The sequence below is a fragment of the Aeromicrobium sp. genome (assembly GCF_025965075.1).
In the GTDB taxonomy this organism is placed as follows: domain Bacteria; phylum Actinomycetota; class Actinomycetes; order Propionibacteriales; family Nocardioidaceae; genus Aeromicrobium.
In genome coordinates, this window is record NZ_JAOPXQ010000207.1 from 1 (window position 1) to 14,647 (window position 14,647).

Annotated in this window: 14 protein-coding genes; 2 read left to right on the forward strand and 12 right to left on the reverse strand. The window is 71.9% G+C overall.

Going from position 1 to position 14,647, the window contains the following annotated elements:
* The 9 genes from JWQ91_RS12470 to JWQ91_RS12510 form a co-directional block, all read right to left on the reverse strand.
* On the reverse strand, positions 1-765 hold a 765-nt coding region (locus JWQ91_RS12470), incomplete at its 3' end, for a signal recognition particle receptor subunit alpha (RefSeq protein ID WP_297784501.1).
* Positions 766-932: 167 nt separating this feature from the next.
* Positions 933-3,212 (reverse strand): [protein-PII] uridylyltransferase, encoded by a 2,280-nt coding sequence (locus JWQ91_RS12475; protein ID WP_297784504.1) that lies wholly within the window; start codon positions 3,210-3,212, stop codon positions 933-935.
* 9 nt (positions 3,213-3,221) lie between these two features.
* Positions 3,222-3,560 carry a P-II family nitrogen regulator gene (locus JWQ91_RS12480; RefSeq protein WP_297784508.1) on the reverse strand — a complete coding sequence of 113 codons (339 nt, stop codon included), beginning with the start codon at positions 3,558-3,560 and terminating at the stop codon, positions 3,222-3,224.
* Between the two features lie 2 nt (positions 3,561-3,562).
* On the reverse strand, positions 3,563-4,816 hold the full coding sequence (locus JWQ91_RS12485) for an ammonium transporter (RefSeq protein ID WP_297784511.1): 1,254 nt from the start codon (positions 4,814-4,816) through the stop codon (positions 3,563-3,565).
* 129 nt (positions 4,817-4,945) lie between these two features.
* Positions 4,946-6,073, reverse strand: a complete 1,128-nt coding sequence (gene ftsY, locus JWQ91_RS12490) for a signal recognition particle-docking protein FtsY (RefSeq protein WP_297784514.1) — start codon at positions 6,071-6,073, stop codon at positions 4,946-4,948.
* Entirely contained in the window at positions 6,070-7,662 is a 1,593-nt protein-coding gene (gene cydC / locus JWQ91_RS12495) for a thiol reductant ABC exporter subunit CydC (RefSeq protein ID WP_297784517.1), read from the reverse strand. The genes ftsY and cydC overlap by 4 nt, the downstream gene beginning before the upstream one ends.
* The gene (gene cydD / locus JWQ91_RS12500; protein ID WP_297784519.1) at positions 7,659-9,278 is read right to left on the reverse strand and encodes a thiol reductant ABC exporter subunit CydD; all 1,620 of its coding nucleotides are present in this window, start codon (positions 9,276-9,278) and stop codon (positions 7,659-7,661) included. Before cydD ends, cydC begins: the two co-directional genes overlap by 4 nt.
* 4 nt (positions 9,279-9,282) lie before the next feature.
* Positions 9,283-10,293, reverse strand: a complete 1,011-nt coding sequence (gene cydB, locus JWQ91_RS12505) for a cytochrome d ubiquinol oxidase subunit II (protein WP_297784522.1) — start codon at positions 10,291-10,293, stop codon at positions 9,283-9,285.
* A 13-nt stretch (positions 10,294-10,306) separates the two neighbouring features.
* Positions 10,307-11,707, reverse strand: coding sequence for a cytochrome ubiquinol oxidase subunit I (locus tag JWQ91_RS12510; RefSeq protein WP_297784526.1), 1,401 nt, complete (start codon positions 11,705-11,707; stop codon positions 10,307-10,309).
* Positions 11,708-11,810: 103 nt separating this feature from the next.
* Between JWQ91_RS12510 and JWQ91_RS12515 the strand changes: the two genes are divergently transcribed.
* Positions 11,811-12,179, forward strand: coding sequence for a BlaI/MecI/CopY family transcriptional regulator (locus JWQ91_RS12515; RefSeq protein WP_297784529.1), 369 nt, complete (start codon positions 11,811-11,813; stop codon positions 12,177-12,179).
* The gene (locus JWQ91_RS12520; RefSeq protein ID WP_297784532.1) at positions 12,176-13,063 is read left to right on the forward strand and encodes a M56 family metallopeptidase; all 888 of its coding nucleotides are present in this window, start codon (positions 12,176-12,178) and stop codon (positions 13,061-13,063) included. Before JWQ91_RS12515 ends, JWQ91_RS12520 begins: the two co-directional genes overlap by 4 nt.
* 108 nt (positions 13,064-13,171) lie before the next feature.
* Here the strand turns inward: JWQ91_RS12520 and JWQ91_RS12525 are convergent, their stop codons facing one another.
* The 3 genes from JWQ91_RS12525 to JWQ91_RS12535 form a co-directional block, all read right to left on the reverse strand.
* Positions 13,172-13,729 carry an NYN domain-containing protein gene (locus tag JWQ91_RS12525; protein ID WP_297784535.1) on the reverse strand — a complete coding sequence of 186 codons (558 nt, stop codon included), beginning with the start codon at positions 13,727-13,729 and terminating at the stop codon, positions 13,172-13,174.
* 9 nt (positions 13,730-13,738) lie between these two features.
* On the reverse strand, positions 13,739-14,170 hold the full coding sequence (locus JWQ91_RS12530) for a thioesterase family protein (protein ID WP_297784538.1): 432 nt from the start codon (positions 14,168-14,170) through the stop codon (positions 13,739-13,741).
* A partial coding sequence (locus JWQ91_RS12535; RefSeq protein WP_297784541.1) for an AAA family ATPase occupies positions 14,167-14,647 on the reverse strand: 481 nt, incomplete at its 5' end. The genes JWQ91_RS12530 and JWQ91_RS12535, both read right to left, overlap by 4 nt.

The window sequence follows — 14,647 nt, forward strand, 5'->3', positions numbered from 1 at the left end:
GTCGCCGTCGAGCTTGGTCAGCACGACACCCGTGAAGTCGACGCCCTCGAGGAAGGCCTCGGCCGTGACGACGGCGTCCTGGCCGATCATCGCGTCGATGACGAACAGGACCTCGTCGGGGTCGACGGCGGCGCGGATGTCGGCGGCCTGCTGCATCAGCTCGGCGTCGATGCCGAGGCGCCCGGCGGTGTCGACGACCACGACGTCGTGCAGCGTGCGCCGCGCCTCGGCCAGGCCGTCGGTCGCGACCCGGACGGGGTCACCGACGCCGTTGCCGGGCTCGGGGGCGAAGACCTTGACACCGGCCTGCTCGCCGACGACCTGCAGCTGCGTGACGGCGTTGGGGCGCTGGAGGTCGGCCGCGACGAGCATCGGCGACTTGCCCTGCTCCTTCAGCCACAGCCCGAGCTTGCCGGCGAGGGTCGTCTTGCCGGCGCCCTGCAGGCCCGCCAGCATGATGACAGTCGGCGGGTTCTTGGCGTACCGGATGCGGCGGGTCTCGCCACCCAGGATCGTGATGAGCTCGTCGTTGACGATCTTGACGACCTGCTGGGCGGGGTTGAGGGCCTGGCTGACCTCGGCGCCGCGGGCGCGCTCCTTGACGTTCGAGATGAACTCGCGGACGACCGAGACGGCGACATCGGCGTCGAGCAGGGCGACCCGGATCTCGCGCGCGACGGCGTCGATGTCGGCGTCGGAGAGTCGACCCTTGCCGCGCAGGTTCTTGAACGCTGACTGCAGGCGGTCTTGCAGGGTGTCGAACATACGGCTGTCGTCGTCCTCAGGCTCGGGTCATCGGTCTCTCAACTCTAACCGAGGACCGTTCGTCCCTCCGCCGCGTGGGGCGGTGCGCTGGCGTCCAGCCCCGGGGAAGGGCGCTGCACCAGCGTCCACGGCAGCGCCGTCCGTGGACGCCAGCGCACCGCCCCGGATCAGGTCAGGGCGGCGGCGAGGGCGTCACGGAGGGACTCGGCGGTGGCCTGGTCGAGCCGCCGACCGTCCTCGTCGACGACGTAGAACACGTCGCGGACCTCGGCGCCGTACGTCGACATGTGCGCCGAGCGGATCGACAGCCCCGCGCTGCTGATCTGGTGGCACACGGTCCACACCAGCCCCCGCCGGTCGTGCGCCCGCACCTCCAGCAGGGTCGCCGTCTCGGACAGCCGCTCGAGCAGCCGCACCCGGGCGTCCTCGGCGTCCGGGATCGACGTCGGCTCGAGCCGGCCGGACAGGTCGAGGTCACCGGCCATCGCCGGGCGGAGCCGCTCGGTGAGGTGGGCGGGATCCACGTCGGGGCGCGACACCTCCCACAGCGACACGGCCACGTCCCCGAGCGTCACGGTCCGCGCGGAGCGGATGGCGTGCCCGGCGAGCGCCAGCCCTCCGGCGAGATCGGCCATCACGCCGGTGCGGTTGGCCGTCACGATCGTCAGCAGCGAACCGCCGTGCTGGGGCGCGACGGTCAGCGTGAAGTCCGCCGGCCCGGTCGTCCCCCAGTCGGGGACCGGCACGTCGGCGGGCCAGCCCTCGTACGTCTCGGGGTCCGGCGTCGCGACGGTCTCGTCCAGGACCCGGCGGACCTTCTCGACGAGCCCGGTGACCAGGCCGCGCCGCCAGACCGACCACGCCGAGGGGCTCGTGGCCTGGGCGTCGGAGGCCGTCAGCGCGGACAGCAGGTCGAGGAAGTCCTCGGTCTCCACGATCTCCGCGACGTTGGCCGCGGTCGACGGGTCCTCGATGTCGCGCCGGGTCGCGATCGTCGGCAGGAGCAGGTGCCAGCGCACGAGCCGGCCGACCGTCGCGGCGTCCTCGGCGCCGAAGCCCCACCGCGCCGCGATGCGGACGGCCATGGGCTCCCCCACCTCCGAGTGGTCTCCCTCGACGCCCTTGCCGATGTCGTGGATCAGCGCCGCGACGGCCAGCAGGTCGGGCCGGGCCACGTCCCGCTTGATCCGCGACGCCTCGACGCAGGTCTCCAGGCTGTGCCGGTCGACCGTGAAGCGGTGCACCGGCGAGGACGACCCGCGCAGGCGGATCGCGGACCACTCGGGCAGGAGCCGGTCGATGACGCCGGCGAAGTCCAGCTCGTCCCACACCGGGACCAGCCCTGGTCCCGCCGTGAGCAGGTCCACCAGGTAGCGCCCGGAGGAGGCCGGCCACGGGTCCGGGAGCTCGCCCATCGCGCGCGCCAGGTGCGCCGCGGAGCTGGGGCTCAGGGCCAGGCCCTCACGCGCCGCAGCGGCCGCGGCCCGCAGCGCGAGCTCGGGATCCGTCGCCGGATCGGCGTCCCGCGTCACGATGACGTCGCCGTCCAGCACCCCGACCCCGTCGTCGAGGGACCTCACGACCGGGCCTGCCGTGGTGAACGCCGCCTTGCGGGTGACCGGGGCGAGCGCGTCGTCGACCTTGCGCCACGCGATCGCGGCCAGGTGCGCCAGGCGCCGCCCCAGCTCGCGGGTGTGCAGGTCGAGCTCCTCGGCGCCCATCCCCAGGTGCCGGGCCACGTCCGGGATGACCTCGGCGTCGAGCCGCTCGACCCGCCGACCGGCGGACTCGTGCAAGGCCTCGCGCACGTCCAGCAGCTGCTGGCGCAGCATCTCCAGCTCCCTGTGGGGCACGTCGATCAGCCACGTGGCCACGAGCGCCCGCAGGATCACGGTGTCGCGCAGCCCTCCCCCGGACTCCTTCAGGTCGGGGACGGCGGCGTGGGCGAGCCAGCCGGCCCGCTCGATCCGCGTCGTGCGGGCCTCGCGCACCTCGGCGACCCGGTGCCGGGCATCGCGCCGCCAGTCGGCGAGCACCTCAGAGCGCAGTCCCAGCACGAGCCCGGCGTCGCCGGCGACGGGGCGCGCGTCGAGCATGCCCATCGCGGCGCGGTGGTCCTGGGCCGCGGCCTGCCGCATCTGGATCGTGTCGCGCACCGAGTGGTCGAGGTCGACGCCGTCGTTCCACAGCGGGTACCAGATCGCCTCGGCGACGCCCCTCACGACCTCCTCGTCGATCGAGGGGTCGTGGAGCAGGACGACGTCCAGGTCGCTGTGCGGCGAGAGCTCCGCGCGTCCGTAGCCGCCGACGGCGACCAGCGCGAGGCCGGAGCCTTCACGTGGGTCGCCGCGGTCCGCGGGCAGTGCCGCGGAGAAGAGCCGACGCAGCGTCCGATCGGCCTCGAGGGCACGATCCTTGCGACGCTGCGCCGGCTCCGGGGTGGTCACGCCGTCGATCTAGAGCGCAGCCTCGTTGGTCTCGCCCGTGCGCACGCGCACGACCGAGTCCACCGGGATGACCCACACCTTGCCGTCACCGATCTTGCCCGTCTGGGCCGAGCTCGTGATCGTCGCGACGACGCTCTCGACGTCGGCGTCGTCGACGACGACCTCCAGGCGGATCTTGGGCACCAGGGACACGTCGTACTCCGCACCGCGGTAGACCTCGGTGTGCCCCTTCTGCTGGCCGTAGCCGCTGGCCTCGGTCACCGTCATGCCGGCGACACCCGCTGCAGCGAGGGCCTCGCGGACCTCTTCCCACTTGTGCGGCTTGATGACCGCAGTTACCAGCTTCATGCTCAGAGCTCCTTCAGAAGGTTGGATCCGCCTGTGCTGCTTCCGGCGTAGTCGTACGCCGTCTCCAGGTGCTCGACCTGGTCGATGCCGGTCACCTCGTCCTCCTCGGTCACGCGGAAGCCGATCGTCACGTCGATCAACTTACCGATGACGTACGTCAGCACGAACGAGTAGGCCAGCACGACGAGCGCCGCGACGGCCTGCTTGCCGAGCTGGCTCAGGTCTCCGCCGTAGAACAGGCCGACGTCACCGACTGCGAGGAAGCCGATCAGCAGCGTCCCGACCAGACCACCGACGAGGTGGACGCCCACGACGTCGAGCGAGTCGTCGTAGCCGAGCTTGTACTTCAGGCCCACGGCCAGCGCGCACAGCACGCCCGCGATGATGCCGAGGATGATCGAGCCGAACGGCGACAGGGCTCCGGCGGCGGGGGTGATCGCGACGAGCCCGGCGACGGCACCGGACGCGGCACCGAGGCTCGTGCCCTTGCCCTCGCGGACGTACTCCACCGCGATCCAGCCGATGATCGCCGCCGCGGTCGCGACGGCCGTGTTGACGAACGCCAGGCCGGCCAGGCCGTTCGCGCCGACCGCGGAACCGGCGTTGAAGCCGAACCAGCCGAACCACAGCAGGCCGGCGCCGAGCAGGACGAACGGCAGGTTGTGCGGACGCATGGGGTCGCGCCGCCAGCCGACCCGCTTGCCGATGACGAGCGCAAGGGCCAGGCCCGCGGCGCCGGCGTTGATGTGGACCGCGGTGCCGCCGGCGAAGTCGATCGCCTCGAGCTTGGTCGCGATCCAGCCGCCGCTGTCCTCGTTGAAGTCGAACACCCAGTGCGCGACCGGGAAGTAGACGACCGTGACCCAGATGGGGACGAACACGAGCCACGCGCTGAACTTCGCGCGGTCGGCGATCGCGCCGCTGATCAGCGCGACCGTGATGATCGCGAACATGAGCTGGAAGGCCACGAAGACGTACTCGGGGATCGTGCCGTACGCGGACTCGACCGAGATGTTGTCCAGGCCGAGGCGCTTGAAGCCGCCGAGGACCCCGCTGCCGTCAGGGCTGAACGCGAGCGAGTAGCCGTACAGCACCCACAGGACGGGCACGATCGCCAGAGCCGAGAAGCTCATCATCATCATGTTGAGCACGGTCTTGGAGCGGACCATGCCGCCGTAGAAGAACGCCAGTCCTGGCGTCATGAGCAGGACCAAGGCCGAGCTGGCCAGGATCCACGCGGTATCGCCGGTATCCATGAAACCTCCGAAGTGATGTCGACGAGCGGGAGCTGCTCGCCATGTCACAGCCTGATGTCACAGGGTTTCGGCGCGAACGTACCTGTGTTGCGGACACGTCACGAAATCGACCGGCGTGTTAACAAAGCGTTACGAGAGCAGCGCGTCGACGAACTCCTCGGCGTCGAACGGGGCCAGGTCGTCGGCACCCTCACCGAGGCCGATGAACTTGACCGGGACGCCCAGCTCACGCTGCACCGCGATGACGATGCCGCCCTTCGCGGTGCCGTCGAGCTTGGTCAGGACGATGCCCGTGACGTCGACGACCTCACCGAAGACCCGGGCCTGCGTCAGGCCGTTCTGGCCCGTCGTCGCATCGATGACGAGCAGCACCTCGGTGACCGGCGCCTGCTTCTCGATGACCCGCTTGACCTTGCCGAGCTCGTCCATCAGGCCCGACTTGGTGTGCAGCCGGCCCGCCGTGTCGACCAGGACGACGTCGGTGCCCTCGGCGATGCCGCGCTGGACCGCCTCGAAGCCGACGCTGGCGGGGTCACCGGCCTCCGGGCCACGGACCGTGGGTACGCCGACTCGCTCGCCCCAGGTCTGCAGCTGGTCCGCGGCGGCGGCACGGAACGTGTCGGCCGCACCGAGGACCACCGACCGGTCCTCCGCCACGAGCACACGGGCCAGCCGACCGACGGTCGTCGTCTTGCCGGTGCCGTTGACGCCCACGACGAGCACGACGCCCGGCTTGCCGTCCGCGCCCTCGGCCGAGAGCGTGCGGTCCAGGGTCGGGTCGACCAGGCGCACGAGCTCGTCGCGCAGGGCGGCCCTGGCCAGCGCGGGATCGGTGATGCCCTCGACCCGCAGCTTGGTGCGCAGGTTGGTCACCAGCTCGTCGGTCGCGCCCACGCCGACGTCGGCGGCGAGCAGGGTGTCCTCAATCTCCTCCCACGCGTCGTCGTCCAGCGTCGAGCGACCCAGCACGGCGAGCAGGCCCTTGCCGAGCGATCCCTGCGACCGGGCCAACCGGGCGCGCAGGCGGACGAGCCGACCCTGTGGGGCCTCGGGGCGTTCGACGGTCTCGACCGGTGCGGTGGGCTCGGGCTCGACGACCTCGGTCTCCGGCGCGGTGGTCTCCGGCGCACGCTCGATCGGCTTGGTCGGCGTCGTCGGGGGCAGCTCGCGCCGCCCGCGGGTGATGACGAGGCCGGCACCGGCACCGACCAGGGCGACAGCGGCGGCGATGATGATGATCAGGAGAGTCGTGGTCACCCCACGATCCTATGCGGGACCGGCGCCTCCCCCACGGACACGACCCGGTCCACCCGGTCGAGCACCGTCTCGGAGTGGCTCACGATCACGAGGCTCCGGGCGGGCGCGAGGGCCAGCAGGTCGTCCATCAACGCTCGCCCGGCCTCGGCGTCGAGATGCTCGGTCGGCTCGTCGACGACCAGCACCCGGTGCCCGCCGAGGACGAGGCGCGCGAGGCACAGGCGCTGCCGCTCCCCGCCCGACAGCCGGCTGCCGCGCTCGCCGACCGTGGTGTCGAGCCCGCCGGGCAGCGAGGCCACGAAGTCATCGAGCCCTGCGACGGCGAGTGCCGCGCGGAGCTCGGCGTCGGTGGCCGTCGGCGACGCGATCCGGAGGTTCTCCCGGATGCTGGTGTCGAAGACGATCTCGTCCTGCGCGAGGTAGCCGACCGTCGACCGTACGTCCGCGGCCGCGAGCGTGCGGACGTCGATGCCGCCCAGCAGGACCTGTCCGCCGCGGGGCTCGACGAGCCGGGCCAGGGTCTGGGCCAGGGTGCTCTTGCCCGAGCCGCTGGGGCCGCGGACACCGATCACGGCCCCGGCGGGCACGTCGAGGCAGATGCCGTCCGCGACGGTCGTGTCCCAGCCGACCGCCAGGTCGCGGACGACCAGGTCGGTGCCGGACGGGCAGGCCGCCGGCGAGGTGGGCTCGGCGATCGCGTCGGGGAGATCGGCGAGCTCGGCGAGCCGTCGTTCCGCGCCCTCGATGACGGGGCGCAGGCGCTCGGCATCGGCCAGCGCCGTGAGCGGGTCGACGAGGGCCAGGGGCGCCAGCACGACGATCCCGACCATGACCGGTTCGAGGCCGGCGGACCAGAGGGCCGCCGTGGCGACCGCGACGCCGGTCAGGACCAGGACCACGGCCTCGCCCAGCCCGCCCAGCACGGCCGCGCGACGCTGGGCAGCCTCCAGCGCGGTGATGCTGCGGTGGGTGCGGTCACGGACCGCTTCGGTCGCCCCGTACGCCACCAGGTCCGCGGCCGTCAGCACGGCGTGCGCCACGTCGGCGGCGAGGTCGCCGCGCCAGGCCGCGGTCCGCTCGCCGGCGACCCGGACCGTCCACGGCACGAGCAGTCTCACGCCCGCCATCGCGGCGACGGTCGTCGTGGCCAGCGCTGCGCCGGAGACCGGGTCGACGACGCCGACGAGGGCGATCGTCACGACCGAGGTCCAGATCGCCACGATCCACGGTCCGCGCAGGCGCAGCACCCGGTCCTGCACGGCGTCGACGTCCGACACGACCCGGCTGACCAGGTCGCCGCGGCGCCGGATCGGCATCCCGGCCGGCGCGATCCGGTCGAGGTCGCGGTAGACCGCGATACGGGCCTCGGTGACCCGGGCCAGGGCGGCGTCGTGCGTCAGTAGCCGCTCGGCGTAGCGCAGCACGGCCCGGGACAGGCCGAAGAACCGCACCGACACGATCGCGACCATGAGGTAGAGGACCGGCGGCCGTTCCGCCGCCCGGACGATGAGCCAGGCCGAGGTCAGCAGGAGGCCGACGCCCGCCAGCTGCGACAGCACACCGAGGACGCGTCCCCACGTGAGCCTCATGACGTCGCCACCGTCTGCCGGCCCAGGGTGAGCTCCCGGTCGGCCATCGCGATCGTGTCGGGGCGGTGCGCCACGACGAGGACCGTGACGGCCAGGTCGCGCAGCGTGGCGAGGACGGCGGCCTCCCGGACGGCGTCGAGGCCCGCGGTGGGCTCGTCGAGCAGCAGCAGTGCCGCTCTCCCCCGTCGCACCCGCAGGACGGCCCGGGCGATCGCGATCCGCCGGCGCTCGCCCGCGGACACGTCGTCACCGGACTCGCCGATGACCCGGGCCGGGTCGAGATCGTCCGCACCGGCGTCGCGGAGGGCGGTGCGCACGTCCGCCGGCGTCGAGACGTCGTCGCCGAGTCGGACGTTGTCGGCGATCGTGCCGGCGACCAGCCCCGGCACCTGCGGGATCCAGGCGATCTGCTCCCGCCACGAGCTCGGGTCGATCTCGGCCAGGTCGACGCCGTCGACCCCCACCGTGCCGGCGGTGGGCCGTTCGAAGGCCATCAGCAACGACAGCAGGGTCGACTTCCCGGAGCCGGAGGGGCCGGTCACGGCCACGAGCTCGCCGGGCCGGATGCGGCCGCGGCCGAGCTCGAGGCTGGCCTCGCTGCGGCCCTCGTGCCGGACCACGATGTCGTCGAGCACCAGGTCGGCCGTGCGGAGGTCGGGGGCGGGGGCCGAGCCGGTGTGCCGGTCGTGGTCGAGCAGCGTCAGGAGCTCTGCGGTCGCCTCGGCTCCCTCGGTGCTGTCGTGGAACTGGGCCCCCAGCCGCTTCAGCGGGGCGAACGCCTCCGGCGCGAGCAGCAGGACGAACAGTGCCGGTGCGAGCGCGAGGTGTCCCTCGACGACGCGCAGGCCGACGCTCACCGCGACCAGCGCGACCGCGAGCGTCGAGAACAGCTCGAGGACGAACGACGACAGGAACGCCAGCCGCAGGGCCCGCACGGTCTCGCGGCGGTGGCGGGCGCCGATCGTGCGCAGACCCTGCTCCTGCCGGCGGCCGAACACCTTGAGCACCGCGAGGCCGTCGAGCACGTCGGCGAAGTGGCGGCCGAGCCGCTCCAACGCCTGCCAGCGGCGATCGACCCGGTCCTTCGTCACCAGCCCGACGAGGACCAGGAACACCACGACCAGCGGCAGCGTCACCGCGACGATGACCGCCGAGAGGACGTCGGCCCGCACGATCGCGACCAGCACCAGTGGCGGGACGAGCGCCGACAGCACGACCTGCGGAAGGAACCGGCCGACGTACCCGTCGAACGCGTCGAGCCCGGGTCCCAGCAGGGCGACGACCCGTGAGCTGCTGGGCCGGGGCCCGAGCCGCCGGGGGTCGAGCAGGTCGTCGACGACCTCGGTGCGCAGCTCGGCCTTGACCGTGGCCGCGGCCCGCGCCGACACCGCGGTGTGCAGCCAGGTGACGCCGGCGCGCACCCCCAGACCCAGCGCGGCGACGACCGCGAGGGCCGTGACGGGCCGCCCGTCGAAGCGGTGCGCGACGACCTCCGCCACGGCGTAGGCCACCGCGACGACCGTCGCCGCGGTCACCACGCCGAGCGCGACGCTGACGGCGAGCAGGCGGCGCACGCCGCGCGAGCGACGGACGAGCCGGGGATCGAGGGGGGGCATGTGCTCAGCCCGGGTGGACGGGCCCGGGGATGTGCTGCACGCCGATGCGGCGGCGGAACACCCAGTACGACCAGCCCTGGTAGCCGATCACGATCGGGGTGAAGAACACCGCGACCCACGACATGATCCGCAGCGTGTAGGGCGTCGACGCGGCGTTCGTCGTGGTCAGGGACCAGGCGGCGTCCAGCGACGACGGCATGACGTCGGGGAACAGGCCCACGAACAACGTCACGACCAGCAGCCCGATCGCGACCGCGGTGCCGGTGAACGCCCAGCCGTCCCGGCGCCCGGTCGCGGCGACCATCCCGAGGACGTACGACCCGACCGCCAGGAGCCCGAGGACCCACACCGCGAGGCTGTCCTGCGCCAGGCCGGTCCACACCACGAACGCCGTCGTCAGGGCACCGGCGAGGACGCCGACCCCGAGCCCGAGCCGGATCGCCCGCTCCCGGATCGGGCCCTCGGACTTCAGCCCGACGAAGAAGGCGCCGTGGACCAGGAACACCGCGAGGGTCACGAGCCCGCCGAGCAGGGCGTACGGGTTGAGCAGGGTGAAGAAGCCTCCGACGTACTCGCCGTCGGCGTCGATCGGCACACCGCGGACGATGTTGGCCAGCGCGACGCCCCACAGCAGCGCCGGCACGACCGAGCCGGTGACGATCGCGATGTCGCAGCGCCGGCGCCACCACGCCTCGTCCCGCTTGGAGCGGAACTCGATGCCGATGATCCGGACGATCAGCGCCAGGAGGATCAGCAGGAGCGGCAGGTAGAAGCCGCTGAACAGCGTCGCGTACCACTCGGGGAAGGCGGCGAACGTCGCGCCGCCGGCCACGATCAGCCACACCTCGTTGCCGTCCCAGACCGGGCCGATCGTGTTGAGCAGGACCCGGCGCTCGCGGTCGTCACGGGCCAGGACGGCCATGAGCATGCCGACGCCGAAGTCAAATCCCTCGAGCACGAGGTAGCCGACCCACAGGGTCGCGATGAGGATGAACCAGAAGGTCGTGAGATCCATGGCTGTCTCCGATTCAGTAGGCGTAGGCGAGCGGCGCGTCGGCGTCGTCGGGGTCGCGGGGCGGGTCGAGCTCGGGCAGGCCGGCCTTGACGTAGCGCAGCAGCAGGCGGACCTCGATGACCGCGAGCACCCCGTAGAGCACCGTGAATGCCGCGAGGGATGCCACGATCTCGAACATCGTGGTGCCCGGCGAGACGCCGGCCGAGGTGGGCATCAGCCCGAACACGACCCATGGCTGGCGCCCCATCTCGGTGAAGATCCAGCCGAACGAGTTGGAGGCCATCGGCAGCAGCGGCAGCACGACCGCCGCCCTCAGCAGCCAGCGCGACGTCGGGGTGCGGCCCCGGCGGGTCGCCCACAGCATCACCGCGCCGGCCGCCATCGCGAGCCCGCCGGTCGTGATCATCATCCGGAAGGTCCAGTACGTCACGGGCACGTTGGGCCGGTAGTCCCCCGGGCCGTACGTCTGCTCGTACTCCGCCTGCAGCGAGTCGATGCCGCGCACCTGTCCGTCGAGCGTCCCGGTGCCGAGGAACGACAGCAGCCGCGGGACCTCGAGGGAGAACACCTCCTCGGACCCGTCGAGCGTGCCGATCGTGAACAGCGAGAACGGTGCGGGCTTCGCGTCGTCGTAGAGCGCCTCGGCGGCGGCCATCTTCATGGGCTGCACCTCGGTCATGACCTTGCCCTGGAAGTCGCCGGTGATCATCGTGCCGAGACCCGCGACGAGCAGCACCACGGCGCCCATCCGGAACGCCGGCCGGAACGCGTCGGCGTCACGCTCGGGGTGACGCATGACGTGCCACAGGGCGACACCCGCGACGAAGGCGCCGGCGACCATGAAGCAGCCGATGATCTGGTGCGGGAACGTCGCGATCAGGACCTTGTTGGTCAACACGGCCCCGAAGTCGGTCAGCTCGGCCCGACCCTTGTCGGCGTTGAACGTGTAGCCGACGGGGTTCTGCATGAACGAGTTGGCCGCGAGGATGAAGTACGCCGACAGGATGGTGCCGGCCGCCGCGATCCAGATGCACGCAAGGTGCAGCCCGGGCCGGAGCCGGTCCCAGCCGAAGATCCACAGGCCCAGGAACGTCGACTCGAGGAAGAACGCCAGCAGTCCCTCGATCGCCAGCGGGGCGCCGAAGATGTCGCCCACGAAGCGCGAGTAGTCGCTCCAGTTCATGCCGAACTGGAACTCCTGCACGATGCCGGTCGCGATGCCCATCGCGAAGTTGATCAGGAACAGCTTGCCGAAGAACTTCGTCAGCCGGAGCCAGCGCTCGTCGCCCGAGCGCCACCACACGGTCTGCATCGTGGCGACGAGGACCGACAGGCCGATCGTCAGCGGCACGAAGAAGAAGTGGTAGACGGTCGTGATCCCGAACTGCCACCGGGAGAGCTCCAGGATGTCCATGCCGACCTCTTTCTCCTACACCGCGTAGTACTTACTACTGATCGTAGTAGATCGCTCGCACTGTGACCTACCGGGCTACTACGGCGTGTCGTAGAATGGCCCCATGCCGCATCTGGGAGAGCTCGAACGCTCCGTCATGAACATCCTGTGGGACGCCCCCGGGCCCCACACGGTCCGTGAGGTGCTGGACGCCCTCGGCGAGCGCGACCTCGCCTACACGACCGTCATGACGGTGCTGGACCGGCTCGGCGCCAAGCAGATGGTGCGCCGCGAGCGCGACGGGCGGGCGTTCCGCTACGCGCCCGCGATCTCGCGCGACGCCGCGACCGCCGAGCTCCTGCACGCCGCGCTCGACCATGCCGGCACCGACCGCACCGCCGCACTGGTCCACTTCGCGCACACCGTCGACCCGGCCGAGGCCGAGGCCCTGCGGGCGGCCCTCGACGAGATCGCGTCGCGGACCTCTCGGTGACCCCGGTCTGGCTCGGTCTCATCGGGCTGGCGCTCGCGCTCCCCGTCCCGGCCGTGCTGGCCCGGATGTCGTGGCCGCAGCTCTCCCCCGCCGCCGGCATCGTCCTGTGGCAGTCGCTCGCGCTGGCCGCGGTCCTCGCGATCTCCGGCGCCGCCCTGTCCACCGCGCTGTGGCTCGTGACGGAGGACCGCCTGACGTGGTGGCGGATCGCCCTGCACGTCGTGATCCTCGGGATCGGCGTCCTGGTGTGGGCGCGATTCTGGTGGGCGGCGTGGCACGTGTGGCGGGAGACCCAGGCCCGTCGGCAGCGGCACCGCGAGCTCGTCGACCTGCTGGGCCAGCCGCACGGGGCGCTGCCGGCGGTCCGGATCCTCGCCGAGCAGACCCCCGTCGCGTACTGCATCCCCCGGCTCCGTGACGCTCGCGTCGTGATCTCCCAGGGCACGCTGGACGCCCTGGACGAGGACGCGTTGCTCGCGGTGCTGGAGCACGAGCGGGCCCACGTGCGTACCCGCCACGACCTGGTGCTCGAGGCCTTCGGCGTGCTGCACCGGGCGTTCCCCCGGCCGTTGCGCACCGACGCGCCGCTGCGTCAGAGCCAGGTGCTGGTCGAGCTCATGGCCGACGACTCCGCGCGCAAGGTCGCCGGTGACCAGGCGCTCGCGCGCGCCATCGTGGCCCTGGCCGGCGGCGTCACGCCCGCCGGTGCGCTGGGCGCCGGCTCCGCCGCGCTGGTGCGGCTCGAGCGGCTGCGGGACGAGTCCCGACCCCGCCGGTGGGCCGGGGCGCTCAGCCTGGCGATCTCACTGGTCGTCCTGGTCGCCCCCACGGTCCTCCTGGCGATCCCGTGGATGTTGCACGCCTGGCAGACCCTCGAGCTCTAGCCCGTTCGCGAGTGGCGCACACCCGTCCGCGAGTGGCGCAGATCTGGACGACACGCCGTCCCAAGAACTTCATCCTGCGCCACTCGCGGTCTGGGTTGCGCCAGTCGTTCAGAGGAAGTCGAGCGGGTCGAACTCGTCGATCGGGATGATGCGGATGCGGGGCAGCTTGTCGTTGAACGCCTTGACGTCGTACTCGAGGTCGTGGAACTCCAGACCGCGGTCGAACAACGGCACGTAGCCGGCGTTGCGGAACTCGCGGAACGCCAGCAGGGCCGTCCGCCGCCCCGGTCCCACCATCGGCTCGAGCTGCTCGATGAAGTCACCGTCGTTGCTCGCGAGCATGACGTCGGCGTCACGGCGCGCGAGCTCGGTGAGCGTGCGCTGGATCGCGATGTCGACGACCTTCTCGTCGGGGCGACCCGACAGCGGCACGGCCCGGAAGCCCATCGACGTCAGCGCCTGCACGAACGGCATCGGCAGCTCGCCGTTGGCGGCCAGGAAGAACAGTCCGGTGACGGGCTGGTCCCAGTGGTCCTCGGCGAACTGCAGCAGCCGGTCCCACCGCGGGCGCTCGTGCGGGTTGGGGCGGCGGCCGAGGATCGACTGACCGAGGGTCGCATCGATGTTCTCGCCGTCGACCAGGACGTACGTCGCGCGATCGGTCATGTTCGGACCCTACGCCAGCAGGGGCTCGACCGCGGCGCGGACCACGTCGGGGATCGGCGTGGGTCGGCGGTCGGCCCGGTCGACGTAGACGTGCACGAACCTCCCGATCGCGGCCGGCTCGTCGCTCTCGCCCTGGAACAGGCCGATCCGGTACGTGATGCTGGACGTGCCCAGCCGGCTCACGGCGAGCCCGGCGTGCACGTCCCCGGGGAAGTTCAGCTCGCGCAGGAACTCGCACTGCGTCTCCGCGACCAGCCCCACGGCCGGGAGCCGCCGGATGTCGGTGCCGGTCGCGTCGATCAGGAAGCCGTTGACCGCGGTGTCGAAGAACGAGTAGTAGACGACGTTGTTGACGTGGCCGTAGACGTCCTCGTCCTCCCAGCGCGTCGTGATGATCCGCAACGCCCGGAAGTCCGAGCGCAGCGTCGGCGCGTCCGTCACGCGGGCTCCTCCTCGCGCAGGCGCTGGCTGATCACCGCGGAGACGCCGTCGCCGCGCATCGAGACGCCGTAGAGCGCGTCGGCGACCTCCATCGTCCGTTTCTGGTGCGTGATGACGATGAGCTGGGAGTTGGCGCGCAGCTCTTCGTAGAGCTCGAGCAGACGACCCAGGTTGGCGTCGTCGAGCGCGGCCTCGACCTCGTCGAGGATGTAGAACGGGCTGGGCCGGGCCTTGAACAGCGCGACCAGGAACGCGACCGCGACGAGGGACCGCTCGCCGCCGGACAGCAGCGACAGCCGCTTGACCTTCTTGCCGGCGGGCCGAGCCTCGACGTCGATGCCGGTCGTCAGCATGTTCTGCGGGTCGGTGAGGATCAGGGCGCCCTCACCGCCGGGGAACAACCGGCTGAAGACGTGCTGGAACGCCGCCTCGACGTCGTACCACGCCTCGGTGAAGACCTGCTCGACCTTGGCGTCG

Excerpts from the sequence above, each read along its gene's own strand:
- JWQ91_RS12480 (WP_297784508.1), bottom strand. The coding sequence starts at position 3,560 with ATGAAGCTGGTAACTGCGGTCATCAAGCCGCACAAGTGGGAAGAGGTC.
- JWQ91_RS12485 (WP_297784511.1), bottom strand. The coding sequence starts at position 4,816 with ATGGATACCGGCGATACCGCGTGGATCCTGGCCAGCTCGGCCTTGGTC.
- cydC (WP_297784517.1), bottom strand. The coding sequence starts at position 7,662 with ATGAGGCTCACGTGGGGACGCGTCCTCGGTGTGCTGTCGCAGCTGGCG.
- cydD (WP_297784519.1), bottom strand. The coding sequence starts at position 9,278 with ATGCCCCCCCTCGATCCCCGGCTCGTCCGTCGCTCGCGCGGCGTGCGC.
- cydB (WP_297784522.1), bottom strand. The coding sequence starts at position 10,293 with ATGGATCTCACGACCTTCTGGTTCATCCTCATCGCGACCCTGTGGGTC.
- JWQ91_RS12510 (WP_297784526.1), bottom strand. The coding sequence starts at position 11,707 with ATGGACATCCTGGAGCTCTCCCGGTGGCAGTTCGGGATCACGACCGTC.
- JWQ91_RS12515 (WP_297784529.1), top strand. The coding sequence starts at position 11,811 with ATGCCGCATCTGGGAGAGCTCGAACGCTCCGTCATGAACATCCTGTGG.
- JWQ91_RS12525 (WP_297784535.1), bottom strand. The coding sequence starts at position 13,729 with ATGACCGATCGCGCGACGTACGTCCTGGTCGACGGCGAGAACATCGAT.